General features: G+C 66.4%; 23 protein-coding genes. 14 read left to right on the top strand and 9 right to left on the bottom strand.

Annotated elements, in window-relative coordinates; genetic code table 11:
• Positions 1-9: 9 nt before the first annotated feature.
• The 5 genes from lpxD to HNR60_RS05260 are packed head-to-tail and all read right to left on the bottom strand — an operon-like array spanning position 10 to position 5,582.
• Positions 10-1,116 carry a UDP-3-O-(3-hydroxymyristoyl)glucosamine N-acyltransferase gene (gene lpxD, locus HNR60_RS05280; protein ID WP_184255065.1) on the bottom strand — a complete coding sequence of 369 codons (1,107 nt, stop codon included), beginning with the start codon at positions 1,114-1,116 and terminating at the stop codon, positions 10-12.
• 40 nt (positions 1,117-1,156) lie between these two features.
• Entirely contained in the window at positions 1,157-1,723 is a 567-nt protein-coding gene (gene moaC / locus HNR60_RS05275; protein WP_184255063.1) for a cyclic pyranopterin monophosphate synthase MoaC, read from the bottom strand.
• A 56-nt stretch (positions 1,724-1,779) separates the two neighbouring features.
• Positions 1,780-2,598 carry an indole-3-glycerol phosphate synthase TrpC gene (gene trpC, locus HNR60_RS05270; protein WP_184255061.1) on the bottom strand — a complete coding sequence of 273 codons (819 nt, stop codon included), beginning with the start codon at positions 2,596-2,598 and terminating at the stop codon, positions 1,780-1,782.
• A 4-nt stretch (positions 2,599-2,602) separates the two neighbouring features.
• Positions 2,603-3,622 carry an anthranilate phosphoribosyltransferase gene (gene trpD, locus HNR60_RS05265; protein WP_184255059.1) on the bottom strand — a complete coding sequence of 340 codons (1,020 nt, stop codon included), beginning with the start codon at positions 3,620-3,622 and terminating at the stop codon, positions 2,603-2,605.
• 58 nt (positions 3,623-3,680) lie between these two features.
• Positions 3,681-5,582, bottom strand: a complete 1,902-nt coding sequence (locus tag HNR60_RS05260) for a peptidylprolyl isomerase (RefSeq protein WP_184255057.1) — start codon at positions 5,580-5,582, stop codon at positions 3,681-3,683.
• A 206-nt stretch (positions 5,583-5,788) separates the two neighbouring features.
• Here HNR60_RS05260 and HNR60_RS05255 point away from each other — a divergent pair, with 206 nt between their 5' ends.
• The 6 genes from HNR60_RS05255 (at position 5,789) to HNR60_RS05230 (ending at position 11,016) form a co-directional block, all read left to right on the top strand.
• The gene (locus HNR60_RS05255) at positions 5,789-6,070 is read left to right on the top strand and encodes a hypothetical protein (RefSeq protein ID WP_184255055.1); all 282 of its coding nucleotides are present in this window, start codon (positions 5,789-5,791) and stop codon (positions 6,068-6,070) included.
• A 36-nt stretch (positions 6,071-6,106) separates the two neighbouring features.
• Positions 6,107-6,682 carry a hypothetical protein gene (locus tag HNR60_RS05250; protein ID WP_184255053.1) on the top strand — a complete coding sequence of 192 codons (576 nt, stop codon included), beginning with the start codon at positions 6,107-6,109 and terminating at the stop codon, positions 6,680-6,682.
• Positions 6,683-6,762: 80 nt separating this feature from the next.
• A complete protein-coding gene (tpiA, locus tag HNR60_RS05245; protein WP_184255051.1) occupies positions 6,763-7,536 on the top strand; it encodes a triose-phosphate isomerase in 774 nt (257 codons plus the stop codon).
• A 163-nt stretch (positions 7,537-7,699) separates the two neighbouring features.
• The gene (secG, locus tag HNR60_RS05240; protein WP_184255049.1) at positions 7,700-8,086 is read left to right on the top strand and encodes a preprotein translocase subunit SecG; all 387 of its coding nucleotides are present in this window, start codon (positions 7,700-7,702) and stop codon (positions 8,084-8,086) included.
• A gap of 166 nt (positions 8,087-8,252) precedes the next feature.
• The gene (gene pyrG / locus HNR60_RS05235) at positions 8,253-9,884 is read left to right on the top strand and encodes a CTP synthase (protein WP_184255047.1); all 1,632 of its coding nucleotides are present in this window, start codon (positions 8,253-8,255) and stop codon (positions 9,882-9,884) included.
• A 67-nt stretch (positions 9,885-9,951) separates the two neighbouring features.
• On the top strand, positions 9,952-11,016 hold the full coding sequence (locus HNR60_RS05230; protein ID WP_184255045.1) for a hypothetical protein: 1,065 nt from the start codon (positions 9,952-9,954) through the stop codon (positions 11,014-11,016).
• 21 nt (positions 11,017-11,037) lie between these two features.
• Here HNR60_RS05230 and HNR60_RS05225 read toward each other — a convergent pair whose 3' ends face one another.
• Positions 11,038-11,322, bottom strand: coding sequence for a BrnA antitoxin family protein (locus HNR60_RS05225; RefSeq protein ID WP_184255043.1), 285 nt, complete (start codon positions 11,320-11,322; stop codon positions 11,038-11,040).
• Complete coding sequence (locus HNR60_RS05220) at positions 11,312-11,566, bottom strand: BrnT family toxin (RefSeq protein ID WP_184255041.1); 255 nt, start codon at positions 11,564-11,566, stop codon at positions 11,312-11,314. Before HNR60_RS05220 ends, HNR60_RS05225 begins: the two co-directional genes overlap by 11 nt.
• Positions 11,567-11,680: 114 nt before the next feature.
• On the opposite strand from HNR60_RS05220, the gene HNR60_RS05215 reads away from it, so the two are divergent.
• From HNR60_RS05215 to HNR60_RS05200, 4 genes are all read left to right on the top strand, one after another.
• Positions 11,681-12,007: an NIPSNAP family protein gene (locus tag HNR60_RS05215; protein WP_184255039.1), complete on the top strand. Its 327-nt coding sequence runs from the start codon at positions 11,681-11,683 to the stop codon at positions 12,005-12,007.
• A gap of 52 nt (positions 12,008-12,059) precedes the next feature.
• Entirely contained in the window at positions 12,060-12,935 is an 876-nt protein-coding gene (locus tag HNR60_RS05210; RefSeq protein WP_184255037.1) for a VOC family protein, read from the top strand.
• Between the two features lie 61 nt (positions 12,936-12,996).
• Positions 12,997-13,842, top strand: coding sequence for a 3-deoxy-8-phosphooctulonate synthase (kdsA, locus tag HNR60_RS05205; RefSeq protein ID WP_184255035.1), 846 nt, complete (start codon positions 12,997-12,999; stop codon positions 13,840-13,842).
• Positions 13,842-15,047 (top strand): MFS transporter, encoded by a 1,206-nt coding sequence (locus HNR60_RS05200; RefSeq protein ID WP_184255033.1) that lies wholly within the window; start codon positions 13,842-13,844, stop codon positions 15,045-15,047. Before kdsA ends, HNR60_RS05200 begins: the two co-directional genes overlap by 1 nt.
• 146 nt (positions 15,048-15,193) lie before the next feature.
• Here HNR60_RS05200 and queF read toward each other — a convergent pair whose 3' ends face one another.
• Positions 15,194-15,670 (bottom strand): preQ(1) synthase, encoded by a 477-nt coding sequence (gene queF / locus HNR60_RS05195; RefSeq protein WP_184255031.1) that lies wholly within the window; start codon positions 15,668-15,670, stop codon positions 15,194-15,196.
• Positions 15,671-15,801: 131 nt separating this feature from the next.
• Between queF and eno the strand changes: the two genes are divergently transcribed.
• Both eno and HNR60_RS05185 read left to right on the top strand, forming a co-directional pair.
• Positions 15,802-17,094 carry a phosphopyruvate hydratase gene (eno, locus tag HNR60_RS05190; RefSeq protein WP_184255029.1) on the top strand — a complete coding sequence of 431 codons (1,293 nt, stop codon included), beginning with the start codon at positions 15,802-15,804 and terminating at the stop codon, positions 17,092-17,094.
• Positions 17,095-17,286: 192 nt separating this feature from the next.
• Positions 17,287-18,432: an MDR/zinc-dependent alcohol dehydrogenase-like family protein gene (locus HNR60_RS05185; protein ID WP_184255027.1), complete on the top strand. Its 1,146-nt coding sequence runs from the start codon at positions 17,287-17,289 to the stop codon at positions 18,430-18,432.
• 281 nt (positions 18,433-18,713) lie between these two features.
• Here HNR60_RS05185 and HNR60_RS05180 read toward each other — a convergent pair whose 3' ends face one another.
• A complete protein-coding gene (locus HNR60_RS05180) occupies positions 18,714-19,328 on the bottom strand; it encodes a LysE family translocator (protein ID WP_184255025.1) in 615 nt (204 codons plus the stop codon).
• Between the two features lie 234 nt (positions 19,329-19,562).
• Between HNR60_RS05180 and HNR60_RS05175 the strand changes: the two genes are divergently transcribed.
• Both HNR60_RS05175 and HNR60_RS05170 read left to right on the top strand, forming a co-directional pair.
• On the top strand, positions 19,563-21,323 hold the full coding sequence (locus HNR60_RS05175) for a TIGR03768 family metallophosphoesterase (RefSeq protein WP_184255023.1): 1,761 nt from the start codon (positions 19,563-19,565) through the stop codon (positions 21,321-21,323).
• Positions 21,324-21,585: 262 nt separating this feature from the next.
• On the top strand, positions 21,586-22,554 hold the full coding sequence (locus tag HNR60_RS05170; protein WP_184255021.1) for an IclR family transcriptional regulator: 969 nt from the start codon (positions 21,586-21,588) through the stop codon (positions 22,552-22,554).
• Positions 22,555-22,621 lie beyond the last annotated feature (67 nt).

Here is a 22,621-nt window from a genome sequence, read left to right as displayed (position 1 = left end):
GTGGCGGCGTCAGGACGCCGCCTGGTCGGGTACGTCAGAGGAGGGCGCTGCGGCGTCCGCGGGCGCCGCCGTGCGGCCCTCCTGGTCGCGGGCGGCGAGCTGCCGCAGCGCCACCACTTCGCGCATCCATTGCCGCTTCGACTGCGCCGGAAAGCCGCCCCACACCGCGCCGGCCGGCACGTTGCTGTACACCGTGGAGCGCGACGCGAGCATCGCGCCCTTGCCGATGGTGATATGCGGGATCACCCCGGTGCGGGCGCCCAGCACGGCGAAGTCCTCCACCGTGACGCTGCCGCTGAGGCCGGATTGCGCGACGATGATGCAGTGCCGGCCGATCACGCAATTATGCCCGATCTGGCACAGATTATCGATCTTGGTGCCCTGGCCGATCACGGTATCGCGCATGCCGCCGCGGTCGATCTGGGTGCCGGAGCCGATCTCGACGTCGTCGTGGATCATCACGCGGCCGATCTGCGGCACCTTGGTGTGACCCTTGGCGCTGGAGATGTAGCCGAAGCCGTCCTGGCCGATCTGGCTGCCGGGATGCACGATGACGCGGTCGCCGATTTCGCTGTGAGTGATGGTGCAGCCGGCGCCGATCGCGCAGTCGGCGCCGATTTTGACATGCGGGCCGATCACCGCGTTGGCGCCGATCAGCGAGCCTTTGCCGATCTCGGCGCGCGGCCCGATCACCGCGCCGGGATCGACGGTGACGCCGGCGGCGAGTTTCGCGGACGGGTGCACGATGGCGCCCGGCGCGATGCCGATCGTGCCGAACAGCGAGGTCGGGCGCAGCGCGCTGGGGTAGAGTTGCCGCGCCACCGCGACGAAGGCCTCGTAGGGCTTGGCGATCCGCAGCACCGTGACGCTCGGCGGGGCGATGTCGGCAAAGCGCTCGGTGGTCAGCACCGCGCCGGCTTTCGTCGCCGCCAGCACGCCGGCATATTTGGTTTCCGCGATGAAGCTGAGGTCGGCGATGCCGGCGCGGTCGAGCGGCGCGAGGTCGCTGATGATCCGCTCGAGATCGCTGCCGTCGCGCGGTTGCGCGCCGGTCAGCGCGACGATGTCGCCGACGCTGAGGCCGACCGAGTCGACAAAGAAACCGCTTTCGCCCATGTCGCTTCCTTGCGCCCGTTCGCCGCCGCGAACGTCGCGGTTACGACGCTGCCGTCGCGGCCTTGTCGCGGCTGGTCTTGCCGCGCTTGTTCTCGCTCGCATTGGTGACGAGGTAATGTCCGGACTTGCCGCCCTTCTTCTCGACCAGGTGGATATCCTGAATCGAGACGCCGCGTTCGACCGCCTTGATCATATCGTAGATCGTCAGGCAAGCCACCGATACTGCGGTGAGCGCTTCCATTTCGACGCCGGTCGGCCCGGTCACGGTGACGCTGGCGCGCACCCGGCAGCCGGGCAGTTTGTTGTCGGGCTCGATCTCGACGGTGACCTTGGACAGCGCCAGCGGGTGGCACAACGGAATGAGATCCGCGGTGCGCTTCGCCGCCATGATGCCGGCGATCCGCGCGGTGCCGAGCACGTCGCCCTTCTTGGCGTTGCCGCTGCGAATCAGCTCAAGCGTCGCCTTGCTCATCAGCACGCTGCCGGCTGCGACCGCGGTGCGCTCGGTGTCGGGCTTCGCCGAGACGTCGACCATCCAGGCTTCGCCGCTTTCGCCGATATGGGTGAGGGCGGGCTGCTCGGGGGGCTGCTTGTGTTTCTTGGCCATGGGCTTTCCTTAACCCTCCCCTGGAGGGTGAAGGGCGGCGTTGATGTTTCCCTGCACTACCGCGTTCCGATGGCGGGAAGCGAGTCCCTTGTCAGCAGCGCTCGCGTTGCCGCAGCGACGTCCGGCTGCCGCATCAGGCTTTCGCCGACCAGGAAGGTCGAGATGCCGACGCGCTCCAGCCGGGCGAGGTCGGCGGGGGCGAAGATGCCGCTTTCGCCGACCATCAGCCGGTCGGCGGGAATCAGCGGCGCCAAGGCTTCGCTGGTGGCCAGCGTCACCTCGAAGGTCCGCAGGTTGCGGTTGTTGACGCCGATCATCGGCGAGCGAAGTTTTAGCGCCCGCTCCAGCTCTTCATGGTTGTGGATCTCGATCAGTACGTCGATGCCGAGATCGATCGCGGCGTCCTCGATGTCCTTGGCCGCGGCGTCGTCGAGCGCCGCCATGATGATCAGGATGCAGTCGGCGCCATAAGCGCGGGCTTCCACCACCTGATAGGTGTCGAACATGAAATCCTTGCGCAGCACCGGCAGCGCTACCGCCGCGCGCGCCGCCACGAGATAATCGAGGCTGCCCTGGAACGACGGCGTATCGGTCAGCACCGACAGGCAGGCCGCGGCGCCTTGTTCATAGGCCTTGGCGAGCGCCGGCGGATCGAAATCGGCGCGGATCAGGCCCTTCGAGGGCGAGGCCTTCTTGACCTCGGCAATCAGCGCATAGTCGCCGGCGGCGAGTTTTTGGCGGATCGCGGCGACGAAGGCGCGCGGAGGCGAGGCGGCCTTTGCGGCTGCCTGCAGCTCGGCGAGCGGCCGCGCAAGCTTGGCTGCCGCGATCTCCTCGCGCTTGTAGGCTTCGATCTTGGTCAGGATGTCGGACATGCCCTTAATCCGCCGCGTTGGAGACGGCGATCAGCTGCGCCAGCCGGGCCGCGGCGGCGCCGCTGTCGAGCGCCTCGGTGCCGAGCGCCACGCCGTGCTTGAGGTCGGTGGCCTTGCCGGCGACGATCAGCGCGGCGGCGGCATTGAGCAGCGCCACGTCGCGATAGGCGCTGGGCTTGCCGTCGAGCACGCCCTGCAGCGCCACGGCGTTGGCTTCGGCGTCGCCGCCCTTCAAGGCGTCGGCGGCGGCGCGCGGCAGGCCGGCGTCTTCCGGGGTGATCTCGAAGGTGGTGATCTTGCCGTCGGCCAGCGCCGCCACGAAGGTCGGGCCGGAGATGGTGATCTCGTCGAGCCCGTCGGAACCGTGCACCACCCAGGCCGCCTCGGAGCCGAGATTCTTCAACACCTGGGCCAGCGGCTGCACCCATTGCCGGGAGAACACCCCGACCATCTGCCGGGTCACGCCGGCGGGGTTCGACAACGGCCCGAGCAGGTTGAAGATGGTGCGGGTGGCGAGTTCGACCCTGGTCGGGCCGACGTTCTTCATCGCCGGATGATGGGTCGGCGCGAACATGAAGCCGATCCCGGCCTCCTGGACGCAGCGGCCGACCTCAGCCGGCGTGATGTCGATCTTGACGCCGAGCGCCGCCAACACGTCGGCGGCGCCGGAGCGCGACGACAGCGCGCGGTTGCCGTGCTTGGCGACCGGGACGCCGCAGCCCGCGACGATGAACGACGCGCAGGTCGAGACGTTGACCGAGCCGGAGCCGTCGCCGCCGGTGCCGACCACGTCGACCGCGTCCGTCGGCGCGGTCACCCGCAGCATCTTCGAGCGCATCGCCGACACCGCGCCGGTGATCTCCTCGACGGTTTCGCCGCGCACCCTAAGCGCCATCAATAGGCCGCCCATCTGCGACGGCGTGGCTTCGCCCGACATCATGGCGTCGAACGCGCAGGCCGACTCTTCCCGCGACAGCGTGACGCCGGTCGCGACCTTTCCGATTATGGACTTGAAATCGTTCATCGATGACTTTCAGACACGCAGCAGTCGGACACGCAGCACAGGGCGCCGGGACGATTGATTAGTTTGTTGCCGCCCCGGTGGCCTGTGCAACAGCACTTTCGTTGATCGAGGTGCCGATCTCGGTCTCCAGCCTTGCGACATATTGCGCCAGCAATTCGTCGGCCAGCCGTCGCTGCAGGGTGTCCTTCAGCTTGACGGCGTCCTCGGAGGCGAGATCGACCGGCGGCACGCTGATGTCGGTGACGCGGAACACGATCCATTCGCCGCCGCTCAAGCCCGGCGCCTGGCCGACGCCGTCCTTGGCGGTGCGGAACGCCGCCTCGACCGCGCTCGCCGGCAGGCCGGCGACGCTGGCGTCACGCTTCAGCCCGGTCGCGGTTTCGGTCTTCAGCCCGGCGGCCGCAGCGACGTCGGCGAGCTTGCCGCCGGCGTTGACCTTCTGCACCATGTCGGTGGCCTGGTCGCGCAGCTTGGTGCTGATCTGCTCGTCGCGCCAGCGCGCTTCGACCTGCGGCTTGACCTCGTCGAGGCTGCGTTCGCGCGACGGCGTGATGCCGAGCACGTCGAACCAGACATAGCCGCCGCCGAACGCCAAAGCGTCATTGTCGACGCCGACGTCAGAGGAGAACGCCGCCGAGGCGAGGTCGAGGCCCTGCGGGATCGCGGTGGGGCTGCCGTCCGGGGCGCGGCCGGAACGGTCCAGCGCCTCGATCGTCACCGCGGTGAGGCCGAGCTTCTGCGCCGCTTCCAGCACGCTGGCGCCGCCGCCGCGGGCGTCTTCCATCTTGTTATGCAGGTCGGCGATCGAGGCCCGCGCATTGTCGATCGCGATGTCGCGCTTCAGCGCCGGTGCGACGCTCTCATAGCTCTGCTGGCTGCCCGGCTCGATCTTGCCGACCTTGACCAGCGTGGTGCCGAACCGGCCGGTGATCGGCTGGCTGACCTCGTTCTCCGGCAGCGCGAAGGCGGCATCGGCCACCGCGGGATCCAGAATCCCGGTTTTGGCGACCAGGCCGAGATCGGCGTCAGAGGCAGAGAGCCCGCGTTCCTTGACGAGGTCGTCGAACGACGTGCCGGCGGCGATCTTGGCGCGCGCGGCCTGCGCTTCCTCGGCGTTCGGGAATACGATCTGGGCGATCTGCCGGCGCTCCGGCGTCGAGAATTTTTCGCGGCGTGCCTCGTAAAGCTTCTTGGCGTCGTCGTCCGACACCGTGGTCCACTTCGCCACCGCGTCCGGCGTCAGCGCGACGAACGAGAGCTTGCGATATTCCGGCGCCCTGAACTGGGTCTTGTGGTCGTTGTAATAGGCCGCCAGCACTTCCGGCGAGGGCGGCGCGATGGTGCCGGCGTGGTTGGCGTCGAGCTTCACATAGTCGATCGCGCGCTGCTCGTTCTGAAACCGCGTCAGCGCGTCGAGCAGCGTCTTCGGCGGCTCGAGGTCGGCGGTCAGCGTGCCGGCGATCTGCCGGCGCAACGACACCTTGCGCTGTTCGGCGATGTAGCGCTGCTCGGTGTAGCCGAACTGGCGGATCGCCTGGGCGAAACGGGCGCGGTCGAACCCGGCATTGGTGCCGCGGAAATTCGGATCGCTGACGATGGTGCGCATGGTCTCGGCGTCGGACTGCCCGAGCCCGAGGCGGCGGGCGTCTTCGTCGAGCGCGGCTTCGGCGACCGCCTGCTGCAGCACCTGGCGGTCGATGCCGAAGGCGCGCGCCTGATCCTGGGTCAGCGGGCGGCCGAACTGGCGGCCGATCTGCTGCAGCCGCTCGGTGTAGAGCTGGCGGAATTGCTCGGTGGAGATTTCGGTCGAGCCGATCTTGGCCAGCGTCGACTGACCGAAGCCCTTGAAAATATCGGCGATGCCCCAGACGGCGAAGCTCAGGATCAGCACGCTCATGACAATGATCATGACGGTCTTGCCGACCCAATTCGATGAGGCCTTACGAATTCCGCGAAGCATGGGTCCACTTTGTTGGCAGGAGGGAACCGGACGCCGCCGGCTTAAGCGACTGCACCAATGGGCGAGGCCGGCTTGATAATCCACCATAAAGTGGCGGTCACGTCGTCGCAACCGCCAGCGCCGGCAAACCGGCGGGTGGCCGGCCTGGAACATTGTGGCCGCTATGGGCTTTTTCCCACGATTGCGGCCGAGTGGGGCGGAAGCAGATGCGGATCATCGTTGCGCTGGTAGTGTTGGGTTCGGTGCTGGGGCAGGCGGCGGCGCAGCCGGCATCGCCCGATTCCACTGCGGCGCTCGGGCCGAAGCTGACCCCCGGCGCCAACAGCTTCATGGAAAGTCAGGCCCGCGCCGCGATCGCCGCCAAGGGATTCGGCGACATCTCGCGGCTGGTCAACGACGAGCACGGCATCTGGCGCGGCACCGCCACCCGCAACGGGGAAACGGTTCATGTCAGCGTCGATTATAAGGGGCAGGTCGATGCGCGGTAGGCCCGCGCGATCGCCGGCCGCAGCGGAGGTATCGGCATGACGGTGACGATTTCCCGGCTTTATGACGATGCCACGGTGGCGCAGGCGGCGATTGGCCGGCTGCAGCAGGCCGGCGTCGTCGACGACGACATCAGCCTGCTCGCCAACAATTCGGAAAAATGGTTCTCCCCGGATCTGGCGACGGCGGCCGGCAAGGGCGCCGCGGTCGGCGCCGGCTTCGGCGGCGTCGGCGGGCTATTGGCCGGGCTGGGGCTGCTGGTGGTGCCGGGGCTGGGCCCGGTGGTGGCGGCCGGATGGCTCGCCGCGGCCTTGACCTGCGCGGCGGCCGCGGGCGCCGCCGGCGGTATTCTCGGCATGCTGGCGGAAGCCGGCGTCGCCACCAACGAGGCGGAAATCTACGCCGAGAGCATTCGCCGTGGCGGCAGCCTGGTCAGCGCAAGGGTGCCGGACGAGGACAAGGCCCGGCTCGAGGCGCTGCTCGATCCCTCGTCGGTCGATATCGCGCAGCGCCGCAGCGAGCTGCAATCGAGCGGCTGGGCGGCGTTCGAGCCTGCCGCAGCCGCGCCCGCCACCGACGATCGCGCCGGCACCCGCAGCGAGCCGGCCGGCTGAGGCGTCGCGGCGCTTGAGGAACTGGGGCCGCTCTGCTAGCGCAGGCCATTCCTCAGCTCACCAGCCCGCGAGAAACAAAAATGCCTGCTGCGATTCGACCGTTGATTGCCGGAAACTGGAAAATGAACGGGCTGCGGGCGTCGCTGTCCGAATTGAAGCTAATGCTGGAAGGCGCTTCCAAGCTGTCGGCCACCGCCGACCTGTTGATCTGCCCGCCGGCGACGCTGGTCGCGAGCTTCGCCCAAAAACTCGCCGCCGACACCGGCTCGCGGTCGAATTCCTTCGCCATCGGCGCACAGGATTGCCACCCCAAGGCGTCGGGCGCCCACACCGGCGACATCTCGGCGGAAATGCTGGCCGATGCCGGCGCCAGCGCCGTGATCGTCGGCCATTCCGAACGCCGCGCCGATCATGGCGAGAGCGACGCCTTGGTGCGGCAGAAGGCCGAGGCGGCCTGGCGCGCCGGGCTGATCGCGATCATCTGCGTCGGTGAGACGCAGGCCGAGCGTGACGCCGGACAGACGCTGGAGGTGGTCGGCACCCAACTGGCCGGCTCGCTGCCCGACGGCGCCACCGCCGCCAATACCGTGGTGGCCTATGAGCCGGTCTGGGCGATCGGCACCGGACTCACGCCGACTGTTGCGGATGTCGAGCAGGTTCATGGCTTTATCCGCAAGTCGCTGATCCAGCGGATGAACGGCGAGGGGGCGAAAGTGCGAATCCTCTATGGCGGCTCGGTGAAGCCCTCCAACGCCCAGGAACTGATGGCAGTTAAAGACGTCAACGGCGCGCTGGTCGGCGGCGCCAGCCTGAAAGCCGGCGATTTCCTTGCGATTGCCGCCGGCTGTCCCTAACTATCGCTGCGACGGACGAAAAGACGCCGCCCGGGCCGCTCCGGTATTGGCAATTCACCGCCCGATCGTGTAGACACCGCGCGACTTCAATACCCCGCAAGCCTGTCGAGGAGCCGTTCGCCGGTTCGAAGCGGCGGCCTTGGGCTTGCGATGGAAGGTACCGATGCAAACTGTCATTATCGTTCTCCACCTCATGATCGTTGCGACTTTGATCGCGACGGTGCTGCTGCAGAAGTCCGAGGGCGGCGCTCTCGGCATGGGCGGTGGCGGCGGCGGTGGTGGCGGCTTCATGTCGAGTCGCGGCACCGCGAACCTTTTGACCCGGACGACCGCGGTGCTGGCCGTCGGGTTCTTCATCACCAGCCTGTTGCTGTCCTGGATTGCCAGCTACGACCGCAAGCCGACGACGGTGATCGATACCCCGGCCACCCAGTCGCAGCCGGCCGCGCCGGTGTCGCAGGGCGGCGGCGTTCTGGACACCCTGAAGCAGCAGGACCAGCGCGACAACTCGCAGGCTCCGGCCGGCCCGCAGCCCCCGCGATCGCAATAAAGCATCGCGGCTATGCTTTGAGCGTCCTGTCGTGAACTCTTAGCGGTTCTCGGCAGGCCGTTGTTGTTTTAGCACTTTTGCAGTCACCCACAGCGCACCCGGCAACCGGATCGCGGTTGCGATTCGTTTTGGCGAATCGGTGCGGGAGCCTTAAAGGTTAAGTCCCATGGCGCGGTACATTTTCATCACCGGCGGCGTGGTCTCCTCGCTTGGCAAGGGTCTGGCTTCAGCCGCGCTCGGCGCGCTGCTGCAGTCGCGCGGCTACAAGGTGCGCTTGCGCAAGCTCGATCCCTATCTCAACCTCGATCCCGGAACGATGTCGCCGTATCAGCACGGCGAGGTGTTCGTCACCGACGACGGCGCCGAGACCGATCTCGACCTCGGCCATTACGAGCGGTTTACCGGGCGGCCGGCCACCAAGGCCGACAACATCACCACCGGACGGATCTACCAGGACATCCTGACCAAGGAACGCCGCGGCGACTATCTCGGCGCCACCATCCAGGTGATCCCGCACGTCACCAACGCGATCAAGGAATTCATCCTCGACAGCAACGACGCCTATGATTTCGTGCTGTGCGAGATCGGCGGCACCGTCGGCGACATCGAGGGGCTGCCGTTCTTCGAGGCGATCCGCCAGATCAAGAACGATCTGCCGCGCGGCGAGGCGATCTATGTGCACCTGACGCTCTTGCCCTATATCCCGAGCGCCGGCGAATTGAAGACCAAGCCGACCCAGCACTCGGTCAAGGAGCTGCGCTCGATCGGCATCCAGCCCGACATCCTGCTGTGCCGCACCGACCGCGAGATCCCCAAGGAAGAACGCCGCAAGCTCGGGCTGTTCTGCAACGTCCGCGAAAGCGCCGTGATCGAAGCGCGCGACGTCGACAACATCTATGCGGTGCCGAAGGCCTATCACGACGCCGGCTTCGACGACGAGGTGCTGGCGGCGTTCGGCATCACCCCGAAGGCGGCGCCCGACCTGATCAGCTGGAACGTGATCAACGAGCGGGTGCGCAACCCGGAAGGCGCCGTCACCATCGCCATCGTCGGCAAATATACCGGGATGAAGGACGCCTATAAATCGCTCAGCGAGGCGCTGTCGCATGGCGGCATCGCCAACAAGGTGAAGGTCAATCTCGACTGGATCGAGAGCGAGGTGTTCGAGAACGAGGACCCGGCGCCGTTCCTCGAACATGTCAACGGCATCCTGGTGCCCGGCGGCTTCGGCCAGCGCGGCGCCGAGGGCAAGATCCGCGCGGCGCAATTCGCCCGCGAGCGCAACGTGCCGTATTTCGGCATCTGCTTCGGCATGCAGATGGCGGTGATCGAGGCGGCGCGCAATCTCGCCGGCATTGCGGAAGCCAACTCCACCGAATTCGGCCCGACCAAGGAGCCGCTGGTCGGTCTGATGACCGAATGGCTGCGCGGCAACGAACGCGAGCAGCGCTCGCACGCCGGCGATCTCGGCGGCACCATGCGGCTCGGCGCCTATCCGGCGATGCTTAAGCGCGGCAGCCGGGTCTCCGAGGTCTATGGCGGCGCGCTGGAAATCTCCGAGCGCCACCGCCATCGCTACGAGGTCAACACCGCCTATAAGGATCGCCTCGAGCAACACGGCTTGCGGTTCTCGGGGCTATCGCCGGACGGCGTGCTGCCGGAAATCGTCGAATACGAGGACCATCCCTGGTTCATTGGCGTCCAATTCCACCCCGAGCTGAAGTCGCGGCCGTTCGATCCGCACCCGCTGTTCGCCTCGTTCATCCAGGCCGCGGTGGTGCAGTCGCGGCTGGTGTGAGACTGGGCTCGCAACGGCAATTGAAATTTCAACCGGGGCGTGCATAATTGCGTCCCGGGAGGACGTCATGCCGCTTCGCATCGCAGCCCTTTCGCTCGTCGGATTTTTGCGCGCCGGCGCGGCACTCGCCGCGCTGCTGTCGGCTTCGGCGCTGTCGGCCGAAGACATAAAATACGAGCACTACATTGCCGATACCAACCAGGTGCCGATCGTGGCCTATTTCGGCGACCTCGGGGCGTTTGCCACCCTGGTCAATCGCGGGCAGCGCGCCGCCGACAGCTATCGGCTGCCGGCCTATGACATCGATCCGCGCCGCGAAGCCTGCTTTCCCGGGTTTCCCGGCAATCCCCGACTGCCGCAGAATTACCCGACCCCGAACCTCACCCGGGTGATCGATCTCGCCGGGCGTTTCGCAGCCGATCTGCCGGCGGGGACCGCGGCCGAGATCACTGGCAACGTCAAACTGGTGCAGAGATTCTCCGGCACGCTGAAGACCGTGACCATGGAGGCGCTGCAGCCCGCCGACGTGGCGAAGTATTTCTCGAAGGACTTCTGTCCGTTCCTGCGCAGCACCATCGAGCAGCATCGCAGCGATGCCGATCGGCTCCTGATCGGCGACGTCTATTACGTCGATGGCGACTTCAAGATCGACTACGAACTCACCATCACGGGCAGCCTGAGCGCAAACGCCCTGACCGACTTGTCGAAACTTCTCGCCAAGATCGGATTGAAGAATGTCTCGCTCGGCGCTAGCGTCAGCGGCTCGATGCAGCAGCTCAATACGGTGAGCTACACGATGCGGCCCGACGTGGCGGCGGCAATGCGGCCGTATTATCTCGATGCCGACGACCTGAAGATCGTGACCGAAAAATATCTCAAGACCGGGGTTGCGACATCGCTGAAGACCTTTGTCAACGACGAGACCCGGCTGCGCAGTTATCTGGCCGATTTTCCAGATCTGCGGCAGCGTCTGCAAACCGATCCGTGGGCGGCGATCGCCAGCAGCAAGGATCTGGTCGAGTTCGACGCCGGCAACGAAACCCACCGCGATTACGTCGCGTTTCAGGCCGCGGTGAGCAACAGCCGCCGCATCCTCGGCCTGCCGTTCGTGGAGCCGAAGCGCCGGACCTGATGCAGCGGCGCGGGCGCGCGTTCAACCGGCTTTCTTGACGATCTTGCGCAAGGCGTCGTCGATCCGGCCCTGCCAGCCGGCGCCGGTGGCCTTGAAGTGGGAGACCACCTCGGGGCTCAGACGGATCGAGACCGCGATCTTGGTCGGGGTTTTCTGCGGCCCGCGCTGGCCGCGAATCCGGGCCAGCATCTCCGGGGTGAGATCCTTCGCCTTGATGCCATCGAATCGGGTTGCCCTGGCGAAATCCGCCTTGGTCCATTCCGGATTATCGTCGTCGAACACCGGCTGTTTGATCTTACGGGGCATAGCGCTTCATTTCCTTTGCATGGGCACGCCGCAGGCTGATCGGGCGATAGCGTTGGTCGCGAACGGTGAAAACCAGGCAGTATGCAATGCCGTCGATATGCCCGTAGGCGCGAAACCGCGGTTCTCCGTAGTCGAAGCGATCGTCGCGCACGATCGCACGAATCTCGAGATCGACCCAGCGCGCCAGCGAAATGCCATGTTTCGCGACGTTGAGCGCCTCCTTGGCCGGATCGAAATCAGCCATTTATCGTATATACGATTTGCACGGGTCGCGGTCAAGCCGCAGCAACCCTGGGCTTCAAGACATCGCTCCCACCAGTCGCTATAAGGCTTGCGCAGAAACCAGCCGGAGCCGACCATGATCTACGAAATGCGTGTCTATCGCTGCCTGCCGGGCCGGCTGCCGGCGCTGCTGCAGCGCTTCGAGACCATCACGGTGAAGATGTTCGACAAGCACGGCATCCGGCCGACCGCGTTCTTCACCACGATGGTCGGTGCATCCAATCAGGAATTGACCTATTTCCTGGCCTGGGAGTCGTTGGCCGAGCGCGAGGCGAAATGGACGGCGTTTTCCACCGATCCGGAATGGCTTTCGGCGCGCGCCGAAACCGAGAAGGACAGTCCCATCGTGGCCTCGATCGCCAACCAGTTTCTCACTCCCACCGCATTCTCCGCGCTGCAATGAGGCGTTTCGTTTCGCCGGATGGCCGGCTGTGCATCGTTGAAGGTTTTTGCTGATGCCGCGCGGCCTCGACCACATCGTCCATGCCGTGCATGATCTCGACGCCGCGGCTGCGTTCTACCAGCGCGCCGGCTTCCAGGTCGGCGGGCGCAATGTCCATCCTTGGGGTACAAACAACCGCATCGTGCAGTTGCAGGATTTCTTCATCGAGATTCTGAGCGTGGCGGAGCCCGAGAAGATCCCCGCGCACGGTCCACGCGACTTCTCGTTCGGCGCGTTCCAGCGCGAATATCTGGCGCATCGCCAGGGGCTGTCGATGCTACTGCTGCAAAGTAGCGACGCCGCCGCCGACGCGCGCGACTTTGCCGCCGCAGGGTTCGGCGACTTCGACGTGTTCGCGTTCGCCCGCGACGGACGCCGCCCCGACGGCAGCGTGGTGAAACTCGCATTCTCGCTCGCCTTCGCCGTCGATCCGGCATCTCCCGAAGCCGGCTTTGCGGTGTGCCAGCATCACTTCCCGGAAAATTTCTGGAACGCGGCGTTCCAGCGCCACGGCAACGGCGCACGCACAGCGCGCGCGGCTTTGCTGGTCGCCGACAATCCGAGCGATCATCATATCTTTCTGTCGGCGCTCACCGGGGTGCGCGACCTGTCCTCGACCTCGATCGGCGTCGCGGCGCGGACGCCCGGCGGCGATATCGAGATCGTCGAGCCGGTGTCGTTTCGCGACCAGTTCGGCGTGATCCCGGCCACCGCGGACGCGGGCGCCCGCTTCGAAGGCGTGCGCATTGCGGTTGACGAACTCGACGGCGTCGCGCGGCTTTGGCGGGGCAACGGATTGCCGTTCACACGGCAGGGCGACCGGCTGGTGTTGCCACCGGACGTTGCGTTCGGCGCGACATTGATCCTCGAGCGGCGCGGCGAGGCTTGACGCTGCCGGCGCTGCATGATCCGCATGATCTGATGAAATTGACTGAGCAAAGGATGCCGCTTTGATCGCTCCCACTGCCGCCGCGCCGATCGTCGCCGCGGGCTCCGTACGCTTCGGCAACGCGCTACCGCTCGCCGTGATCGCCGGCCCCTGTCAGCTGGAAAGCCGCGCCCACGCGCTGGAAACCGCCAGCGCGTTGAAAGAGATCGCGGAGAAGCTCGGCATCGGCCTCGTCTACAAGACCTCGTTCGACAAGGCCAACCGCACCAGCGCCTCGAGTCAGCGCGGCATCGGGATCGAGCAGGCGCTGCCGATCTTCGCCGAAATTCGCGAGACGTTCGGCCTGCCGGTGTTGACCGACGTGCACGAGAGCGAGCAATGCGCGCGCGCCGCGGAAGCGGTGGATATTCTGCAGATCCCGGCGTTCCTGTGCCGGCAGACCGATCTTTTGCTCGCCGCGGCCGCCACCGGCCGCGTGGTCAACGTCAAGAAGGGCCAGTTCCTGGCGCCCTGGGACATGGCCAATGTGGTGCAGAAGCTCACCGGGGCCGGCAACGCCAACGTGCTGGTGACCGAACGCGGGGCGTCGTTCGGCTACAACACGCTGGTCTCCGACATGCGGGCGCTGCCTATCCTGGCACGCACCACCGGCGCGCCGGTGATCTTCGACGCCACCCATTCGGTGCAGCAGCCCGGCGGCAAGGGCACGTCATCAGGCGGCGAGCGCGAATTCGTCCCGGTGCTGGCGCGCGCCGCGGTCGCGGTCGGCGTCGCCGGCGTCTTCATCGAGACCCATCCGGATCCCGACCACGCGCCGTCCGACGGCCCCAACATGGTGCCGCTGCGCGACTTCGAAGCGCTGGTGGGACGGCTGATGCAGTTCGACGCGCTGGCGAAGGCGAGCTGATGCCGCAGGCAGCCCGTACCGGACTGCCGCCGCTTTTGAACATCATTGCAGTGTCGGCGTTCGCCGCCAGCCTGTCGTCGCGCGCGCTCGACCCGGTGCTGCCGCATATCGCCGAGGATTTTGCCGTCGGCATCGCCACTGCGGCTTCTCTCGCCGCGGTGTTCGCCTTCACCTTCGCCATGGTGCAGCCGGTGCTGGGCGCCGCCGCCGACCTGTTCGGCAAGGGCCGGCTGGTGATCGTCTGCCTGGTGCTGCTCGGGCTCTCCAGCCTGTTCGGGGCGTTTGCGACCTCGTTTCCGATGCTGTTCGCGAGCCGTATCCTGTCCGGGATCGGCGCCGGCGGCATCTTCCCGATCGCGATGGGGCTGGCCAGCGACATGGTGGCGCCCGACAAGCGGCAGGTCGCGATCGGCCGGCTGCTCGCCGGCGCGATGACCGGCAATCTGCTCGGCGCCTCGGCCTCGGGGCTGATCGGCGATTTCTTAGGCTGGCGCGGCGTGCTGGCGGTGCTCGGCGTGCTGGTGATCGCGGCGTCGCTTGCGGTGGCGATCGGGCTGCGCGGCGCCTCGCTGGCGCGGCCGCCGTCGAAGATGAATCTGTCGCTGCTGCGGCAGGGCTACGCCACCATCTTCGCCAATCCCAACGCCAAGATCTGCTTTACCGCGGTGTTCATCGAGGGCTGCTGCGTGCTGGGCGTGCTGCCGTTCATCGCCGCGTTCCTGTTCGAGCTCGGCGAACAGCGGCTCGCCATCGCGGGCCTGGTGATCGCCGGCTTCGCGGTCGGCGGGCTGCTCTACACCCTGACGGTGTCGCGGCTGCTGCCGCGGCTCAAGGTGCGCGGCATGATGATCGTCGGCGCCGCCTTGGTCGGCACGCAGCTCGCGGTGGTGGCGCTGGGGCCGCGTTGGCAGGTGCAGGGCATCAGCTTCATCGCGATGGGCTGCGGCTTCTACATGCTGCATGGCTGCCTGCAGGTGTTCGCCAGCGAATTGTCGGAAGCCGCGCGCGCGACCGCGCTGTCGCTGCATTCGTTCTTCTTCTTCATGGGCCAGACCGTCGGCCCGATCGCCTATGGCTTCGGCATCGCCTATCTCGGCAAGCTGCCGACGATGTTCGTGGCCGCCGCGATCATGCTGGCGCTGGGGCCCCTGTGCGCGCGGCTGTTGCGGCAGCTCAAGCCGGCGGATGCCAGGCCGGGGACGTAATTGTCAGCGCGTGTCCCGGACGCGGGGCCGCGTCCTTGACGCGGCGCCGCGAGCCGGGACCGTGTCGAAGGCAGCATCTGGAATGGTCCCGGCTCGCGGGCGCAGCGCTGCGCGCTGCTCCGCGTCCGGGACACAGGCGGCTCTTCTCAGCCCCGCCCGCGATAGGTCGCGACACCTTGCTCGGGCACCCACAACCCCTTCGGCACCTTGCCGGTCTGCCAGAACACGTCGATCGGAATGCCGCCGCGCGGATACCAGTAGCCGCCGATCCGCAGCCATTTCGGCTTAATCTCGACGGCGATGCGCTTGCCGATCGCCACCGTGCAATCCTCGTGGAACGCGCCGTGCGAGCGGAAGCTCGCCAGATACAATTTCAGCGATTTCGATTCGACCAGCCAGGCGCCCGGCGCGTAGTCGATCATCAGATGGGCGAAATCCGGCTGTCCGGTGACCGGGCACAGCGAGGTGAATTCCGGCGCGGTGAAGCGCACCAGATAATCGGTGTCGGCCTGCGGGTTCGGCACCCGGTCGAGCTTGGCCTCGTCGGGGGTCTGCGGCCAGTCGACGGCGCGGCCGAGCTGCAGGGCAGGGGATTGTGACGGTTTGCGGGGCGTTTTCGACATCGGGATCTCCGTTGCGGCGGTCTTAGCCAATCGGACCGCGGCGGTCACGCGGCCTTTTCCCTCAGCCCCGCATGTTGTAGAAGCACCACCAACTGTTCCACCCTCCCATCTGCAAATTCCGAAGGACCGCCATGACCGCCATCGTCGACATTATCGGCCGCGAAATTCTCGACAGCCGCGGCAATCCCACCGTTGAAGTCGATGTCGTGCTGGAAGACGGCGCGGTCGGTCGCGCGGCGGTGCCGTCGGGCGCCTCCACCGGCGCCCACGAGGCCGTCGAACTGCGCGACGGCGACAAGGAACGCTATTTCGGCAAGGGCGTGCTGAAGGCGGTGGAAGCCGTCAACGGCGAGATCTTCGACGCGCTGGGCGGCATGGATGCCGAGCAGCAGGTGCAGATCGACGAGATCATGATCGGCCTCGATGGCACTCCGAACAAGAGCCGGCTCGGCGCCAACGCCATTTTGGGCGTCTCGCTGGCGGTCGCCAAGGCGGCGGCGGAATCCTTCGACATGCCGCTGTATCGCTACGTCGGCGGCACCGCGGCCCGCACCCTGCCGGTGCCGATGATGAACATCATCAACGGCGGCGTACACGCCGACAACCCGATCGACTTCCAGGAATTCATGATCATGCCGCTCGGCGCGCCGAGCTTCTCGGAAGCGCTGCGGATGGGCGCCGAGGTGTTCCACACCCTGAAGAAGTCGCTGCACGACGAAGGCCACAATACCAATGTCGGCGACGAGGGCGGCTTCGCGCCGAACCTGAAGTCGGCCGACGAAGCGCTGACCTACATCATGCGGGCGATCGAGAAGGCCGGCTACAAGCCCGGCGAGGACATCGCGCTGGCGCTTGATCCGGCGTCCAGCGAGTTCTTCAAGAACGGCGCTTACGTCTATGAAGGCGAAAAGAAAGCCCGCAACATCGACGCCCAGGCGAAGTATCTCGCCGAGCTGGTCGGCCGCTATCCGATCGTCTCGATCGAAGACGGCATGGCGGAAGACGATTTCGAAGGCTGGAAACAGGTCACCGACCTGATCGGCGACAAGTGCCAGCTGGTCGGCGACGACCTGTTCGTCACCAATGTCGAGCGGCTCGCCGACGGCATCAAGAACGGCCGCGCCAATTCGATCCTGATCAAGGTCAACCAGATCGGCACCCTGACCGAGACGCTGGCGGCGATCGAGATGGCCTACAAGGCCGGCTACACCGCGGTGATGTCGCATCGCTCGGGCGAGACCGAGGACTCCACCATCGCCGACCTCGCGGTCGCCACCAATTGCGGGCAGATCAAGACCGGCTCGCTGGCGCGCGCCGACCGCACCGCGAAGTACAACCAGCTGTTGCGGATCGAGCAGGAACTCGGCGGCCAGGCCAAGTTTGCCGGCCGCGCGGCGCTGAAGGCGTTCCGCTATCTCGACTAGAGCTATTCCGGTTCTGATAAAATCAGAACCGGAGCACTAGATTCTCGTTTTGACGCGTTTTCTTCACGCGAACCGGGATCCACTTCGCTCGAAAACGCTATAGACCGGCCTTCGCCGGTCCGGCCGACTTGAACCCGGCTCGTCCATGCACCAAGGTGCCGCGCAAGCAAATGGACGAGCAGGGAGGTTGGCGTGGCCGACGAAAAGACGAAGACGACCGGACTTGAGCTGCGCTCGCTGATCAAGGCCAGCGGCGAACTCGAAGTGTCGCTGCAAGACGTGCCGATCCCGCAGCCCGGCGCTGACGAGGTGCTGGTCCGGGTCGAGGCCACCCCGCTCAACCCCTCCGACCTCGGCCTGCTGTTCGGCGCCGCCGACCTTGCCACCTTGCAGGCGGCGGGCAGCGCCGAGCGGCCGGTCATCACCGCCACGGTGCCGCCATCGGCGATCAAGGCGATGGCCGGGCGGCTCGATCAATCGATGCCGGTCGGCAACGAGGGCGCCGGCACCGTGATCAAGGCCGGCAATTCGGTCGCGGCGCAGACCCTGCTCGGCAAGACCGTGGCGATGATCGGCGGCGCGATGTACGCGCAGTACCGGCTGATCAAGGCCAGCGACTGCCTGCTGCTGCCGATCGGCACCACGGCGGCCGAGGGCGCCTCCTGCTTCGTCAATCCGCTGACCGCGCTCGGCATGGTCGAGACCATGCGCCGCGAGGGCCACAAGGCCTTGGTGCACACCGCGGCGGCCTCCAATCTCGGCCAGATGCTGAACCGGATCTGCCTCAAGGACGGCATCGAACTCGTCAACATCGTCCGCAGCGCGCAGCAGGCTGAGCTGTTGCGCGGGCAGGGCGCCAAACACGTCTGCGATTCCAGCGCGCCGAGCTTCAAGGACGATCTCAATGCGGCGATGCTGGAGACCGGCGCCACCATCGCGTTCGACGCGATCGGCGGCGGCAAGCTCGCGGGCCAAATCCTCACCGCGATGGAGGCCGCCGCCAACAAGACCGCCAAGGTCTACAGCCGCTACGGCTCAAGCGTGCACAAGCAGGTTTATCTCTACGGCAGCCTCGACACCGGCCCGACCGAATTCAGCCGCGGCTTCGGCATGACCTGGGGGATCGGCGGCTGGCTGCTGTTCAACTTCCTGCAGAAGATCGGCGCGGCGGATGCCGCCAAGCTGCGCCAGCGCGTCGCGTCCGAATTGAAGACCACCTTCGCCAGCCACTACACGCGGGTGGTGTCGCTGCAACAGGTGCTGCAGCCCGACGTCATCGCGGTCTATGCCAAGCGGGCGACCGGGGAGAAGTTTCTGATCGATCCGAGCTTGGGGTGAGGGGTGGCAACAACCGACGTATTGCGTCAAAGTTGATTGCAGCGGCGCGGCAACTTTCCCTCGCCCCGCTTGCGGGGAGAGGGTGGCGCGGGCGAAGCCCGCGTCGGGTGAGGGGGCGTCTCGTTCTGCCGAGGCGCCCCCTCACCCGACCCGGCTTCGCTGCCGCTCCGCCGGGTCGACCTCTCCCCGCAAGCGGGGAGAGGTGATGCACTGCTCGTGATGGATGTCCGGGCAAATATGATCGCAGCCGCTACGCGTTCGGGCGCGCGGGACGAGGCTTGTTACCGCTCCGCGGTGGCGAGTTTGGCGCCGAGCGCGACGAAGGCCGCGGCGAAGCTGCGGCGCATCCAGGTCAGCACCTTCGGCCGTGCGATGACGTGGTCGCGGACCGCTGCGGCGAACAGTCCGTAGCCGACGAACACCACGAAGGTCAGCGCCATGAACACCGCGCTCAGCTCCAGCATCTGCGGCAGCGGATGCGCCTCGTCGGCGCGGACGAATTGCGGCAGGAACGCCAGGAAGAAGATCGACAGTTTCGGATTGAGGATATTGATCAGGATGCCGGTGACGGTGACCTGAGCGACCGACTGCGCGCCGCCCTGCTTGTCCTCGACGCTGAGCGCGCCGCGCTGCTGCAGCGTATTCCAGGCCATGTACAACAGGTAAGCGACGCCGAGATATTTGAAGGTCTGGAACGCCAGTGCGCTGGTGTGCAGAAGCGCGGCAACGCCGAGGATCGCCGCGGCCATATGCGGCACGATGCCGACGGTGCAGCCGAACGCCGCCACCACGCTGGCGCGTGAGCCTCGCGAAAGTCCCGCCGCCAGCGTGTACAGCACGCCGGTGCCGGGCGAGGCGATCACGATCAGCGAGGTGATCAGGAATTCGATGCTCATGCCAAAATCCTTTCGCGGTCGATGCGGACAGGATGCATGGCAAGGCTGCATCCGGCAAGCTCACCGATTCGATTCATCGATTATTATTTCGCGACGTCGAAGCTCCGCCGGAGAAGCACGCAGCCCGTAGTAACTGCGAGTAGATTGCATTTACGGCGCGACTGAGTGCCAAGTCGAGGTTGCCCCGCACCGCCGTGCGGGGCCATGATCCGCCTCGCAGCAAGGGAATCGACGATGACGGGACTTTCTCGCCGCGACTTCGGAGTGAGCGCTGCGGCGCTGGCGATCACCAGCGTTGCCGGGGGCCGGCCGGTGGCCGCGAGCGGAGCGCTTCTGCCGCAGCGCTATCCGATCGAAGCGCCCGTGGTCACCACGCTGCAGCGGACGGTGCTGCCGAATCCGGCGCCGGCGGTGAAGATCCGCCCCGACGAGGTCTCGAAGTATCAACAGTCCGGCTATGGCGGCTGGTCCTATGGCGGTCCGTTGACCTACGACAAGCGGCTCGATCTGGTCGCCGCGGATTACAAACCCGGATCGGTCTACAACGCGCAAAAATTGCTGCGTTTCTTCACCATCACCGACGTCCACATCTGCGACAAGGAATCGCCGTCGTCGGCGATCTATCTCGGCCTCAAGCACGGCATTTCCTCGGGCTATTCGGCGGTGATGCTGGAGTCGACCCATGTGCTCGACGCCGCGGTGCAGACCATCAACGAGCTGCATCGCAACAATCGGTTCGATTTCGGCATTTCGCTCGGCGACGTCTGCAACGATACCCAGTACAACGAGCTGCGCTGGTACATCGACGTGCTCGACGGCGGGCTGATCACGCCGAGTTCCGGCGCCCATGCCGGAGCGGAGACCGTCGACTATCAAAGACCCTATCAGGCCGTGGGCCTGGATAGGACAATCACCTGGTATCAGACGCTCGGCAATCACGATCACTTCTGGATGGGCACCAATCCGGTGAGCGATTATCTCCGCCAGACCTTCGTCGGCGACGAGGTGCTGGCGCTCGGCGACATCTTCGCCGATCCCGACGGCATCAATCACCGCGATTACTACATGGGCACGCTGGACGGATCGACGCCGTTCGGCGACGTGGTCGGCGCCGGTCCTGTCGGCCAGTTCCCGACGCCGCCGAAGCTCGCCGCCGATCCGGATCGCCGCTCGCTGTCGCGCCGGCAATGGATGCAGGAGTTCTTCGCGACCAGATCGCAGCCGGTCGGCCACGGCTTTTCGCCGGCCAATGTCGAGCAGGATTTCGCCTGCTACAGCTTCCGCCCCAATCCGGCGGTGCCGCTCAAGGTGATCGTGCTGGACGATACCCAGAACGAGCACGATGCCAATCCGTCGCCGTCGGCGACCTCGTCCCCGGGCTACGGCCACGGCTCGCTCGATCAGAAACGCTACGACTGGCTGCTCGACGAGTTGGCGGCGGGGCAGGCGGCCGACGAGCTGATGATCATCGCCGCCCATATCCCGATCGGCGTCGAGCCGCCGAGCTCGTTCATCGGTTGGAATTCCGCGGCTGAGGTGTCGGAGCGAGAGCTGACCGCCACGCTGCATCAATATCCCAACCTGATCCTGCTGGTCGCCGGGCATCGCCACTTCAACACCGTGACGGCGTTCAAGTCGCCGGATCCGTCGCGGCCGGAGCTCGGCTTCTGGCAGGTCGAGACCGCCTCGTTGCGGGATTTCCCGCAGCAGTTCCGGCTGTTCGACATCGTCCGCAACAGCGACGACACGCTGTCGATCTTCGCCACCGACGTCGATCCGGCGGTGCGGGACGGCACGCCGGCGGCGGCCTCGCGCCGCCATGCCGTCGCAGCGCTGCAGATTTATGCGGCGAGCAAGCTGACGCAGTCGCCGCCGCCGCTGCAGCCGACCGGTGCCTATAATGCGGAGCTGGTGGTGCAGCTCAGCCCGGCGATGCAGGCCAAGCTGCGCGGGCTCGGCGCCACCACGCTGCCGTTCGCCGGAGCGGGCAAATAGGCCGGAGCCGGAACGCAGCGGGCGGCGGAGCCGCGTCGTCGCGTCGCAGTCGCACGCCCGACGCCGATCTTCGCCTCGAAAAAACTTCCGATTGGACGGCATGGCGCGTGCGACGGGATGTTGTCGAGCCGGATTCCCTGTTGTAGCGTGTCGATCAAGTGGAATTACATTCCACACTGCGGAATGAGAGCAATGCGCTGCGGCGCCCCGATGGGCGGGGCGACGCGAGCGCGACGGGCTCTCACAATCACGTGGAAAACAAATGGGACGACGCTCGGAACGCTTAACCAAACAAGGCCTGATTGCCGGCGATCTTTCAGGACAGGACGATGTGATTCAAGTGGTGTCGCGCGCCTTCGACGTGCTGCGCTGCTTCGAAGGCCACGAGGCCCGGCTGGGCAATCTGGAAATTTCCAACCGCTGCGGCTTGCCGCGCTCGACGGTGTCGCGGCTGACCCACACCCTGACCCGGATGGGGCAGCTGGTGTATCTGCCGCGCGACCAGAAATATCGCATCGGCCCGAGCGCCGTGGCGATGTCGACCGCGATGATGTGCGGACTGCAGTTGCGCCACCTGATCCGGCTGCAGTTGCAGGAGGTCGCGGAGAAAATTCCCGGCACCATCGGCTTCCTGCTGCCCGACCGTTTCCATTTGGTCTATCTGGAATTCGCCCGCGCGCCGCATGCCTTGGGGCTGCATTCGATCACCGGCAGCCGGATCGCGATGACCCGCACCGCCGCCGGCCACGCCTATACGGCCGCGCTCGACGAGGAGGTGGCCACCGCGCTGCTCGCCGAGATGGAGCGCGAGATCCCGCACGACGCGCAGGCGCTGCGCGAGCGGATCGACGGCAACCGCGCGATGCTGCGCGAGCGCGGCTACGTCACCGCCTGCGGGCTGTGGAGCCCGCATATCAACGGCATCGCCACGCCGATGTGGTCGCCGCAATACCAGAGCCACGTGGTGGTCACCATCGGGCTGTTGTCGTCGATGTATGACGAGCAGCGGATGCACGACGAGGTCGGGCCGGAATTGACCAAGCTCGGCGCCGCGATCAGCACGCTGATCCAGAACGCCGAGGGCGGCCTTCACGACAACGGCAGCGAACTCACCTTGCGCCCGGCGATGCCGCACAAGACCATCACGCCCGGCGCCAGCTATGGGCTGGAAGCCGCCAGCCGCCGCATCAGCCCGCCGCGGCAGCTTCGGGCGGCGGATGGGCGGCGTTGAGGAGGGACGCGTAAGCGGGGACAGCTCGTGAGCGGAGTGGCGCGGCGCTCTGCTTCAGGTGTCCCGG

The sequence above is a fragment of the Rhodopseudomonas rhenobacensis genome, from assembly GCF_014203125.1.
Classification (GTDB): domain Bacteria; phylum Pseudomonadota; class Alphaproteobacteria; order Rhizobiales; family Xanthobacteraceae; genus Rhodopseudomonas_A; species Rhodopseudomonas_A rhenobacensis.
The sequence above is the reverse complement of the archived record's forward strand: the minus strand, read 5'-3'. Positions and strand labels throughout refer to the sequence as shown.

What these genes read in the sequence shown, in the direction of transcription:
- lpxD (WP_184255065.1), bottom strand. Translation starts at nt 1,116, where the DNA reads ATGGGCGAAAGCGGTTTCTTTGTCGACTCGGTCGGCCTCAGCGTCGGC.
- moaC (WP_184255063.1), bottom strand. Translation starts at nt 1,723, where the DNA reads ATGGCCAAGAAACACAAGCAGCCCCCCGAGCAGCCCGCCCTCACCCAT.
- trpC (WP_184255061.1), bottom strand. Translation starts at nt 2,598, where the DNA reads ATGTCCGACATCCTGACCAAGATCGAAGCCTACAAGCGCGAGGAGATC.
- trpD (WP_184255059.1), bottom strand. Translation starts at nt 3,622, where the DNA reads ATGAACGATTTCAAGTCCATAATCGGAAAGGTCGCGACCGGCGTCACG.
- HNR60_RS05260 (WP_184255057.1), bottom strand. Translation starts at nt 5,582, where the DNA reads ATGCTTCGCGGAATTCGTAAGGCCTCATCGAATTGGGTCGGCAAGACC.
- HNR60_RS05255 (WP_184255055.1), top strand. Translation starts at nt 5,789, where the DNA reads ATGCGGATCATCGTTGCGCTGGTAGTGTTGGGTTCGGTGCTGGGGCAG.
- HNR60_RS05250 (WP_184255053.1), top strand. Translation starts at nt 6,107, where the DNA reads ATGACGGTGACGATTTCCCGGCTTTATGACGATGCCACGGTGGCGCAG.
- tpiA (WP_184255051.1), top strand. Translation starts at nt 6,763, where the DNA reads ATGCCTGCTGCGATTCGACCGTTGATTGCCGGAAACTGGAAAATGAAC.
- secG (WP_184255049.1), top strand. Translation starts at nt 7,700, where the DNA reads ATGCAAACTGTCATTATCGTTCTCCACCTCATGATCGTTGCGACTTTG.
- pyrG (WP_184255047.1), top strand. Translation starts at nt 8,253, where the DNA reads ATGGCGCGGTACATTTTCATCACCGGCGGCGTGGTCTCCTCGCTTGGC.
- HNR60_RS05230 (WP_184255045.1), top strand. Translation starts at nt 9,952, where the DNA reads ATGCCGCTTCGCATCGCAGCCCTTTCGCTCGTCGGATTTTTGCGCGCC.
- HNR60_RS05225 (WP_184255043.1), bottom strand. Translation starts at nt 11,322, where the DNA reads ATGCCCCGTAAGATCAAACAGCCGGTGTTCGACGACGATAATCCGGAA.
- HNR60_RS05220 (WP_184255041.1), bottom strand. Translation starts at nt 11,566, where the DNA reads ATGGCTGATTTCGATCCGGCCAAGGAGGCGCTCAACGTCGCGAAACAT.
- HNR60_RS05215 (WP_184255039.1), top strand. Translation starts at nt 11,681, where the DNA reads ATGATCTACGAAATGCGTGTCTATCGCTGCCTGCCGGGCCGGCTGCCG.
- HNR60_RS05210 (WP_184255037.1), top strand. Translation starts at nt 12,060, where the DNA reads ATGCCGCGCGGCCTCGACCACATCGTCCATGCCGTGCATGATCTCGAC.
- HNR60_RS05200 (WP_184255033.1), top strand. Translation starts at nt 13,842, where the DNA reads ATGCCGCAGGCAGCCCGTACCGGACTGCCGCCGCTTTTGAACATCATT.
- queF (WP_184255031.1), bottom strand. Translation starts at nt 15,670, where the DNA reads ATGTCGAAAACGCCCCGCAAACCGTCACAATCCCCTGCCCTGCAGCTC.
- eno (WP_184255029.1), top strand. Translation starts at nt 15,802, where the DNA reads ATGACCGCCATCGTCGACATTATCGGCCGCGAAATTCTCGACAGCCGC.
- HNR60_RS05180 (WP_184255025.1), bottom strand. Translation starts at nt 19,328, where the DNA reads ATGAGCATCGAATTCCTGATCACCTCGCTGATCGTGATCGCCTCGCCC.
- HNR60_RS05175 (WP_184255023.1), top strand. Translation starts at nt 19,563, where the DNA reads ATGACGGGACTTTCTCGCCGCGACTTCGGAGTGAGCGCTGCGGCGCTG.
- HNR60_RS05170 (WP_184255021.1), top strand. Translation starts at nt 21,586, where the DNA reads ATGGGACGACGCTCGGAACGCTTAACCAAACAAGGCCTGATTGCCGGC.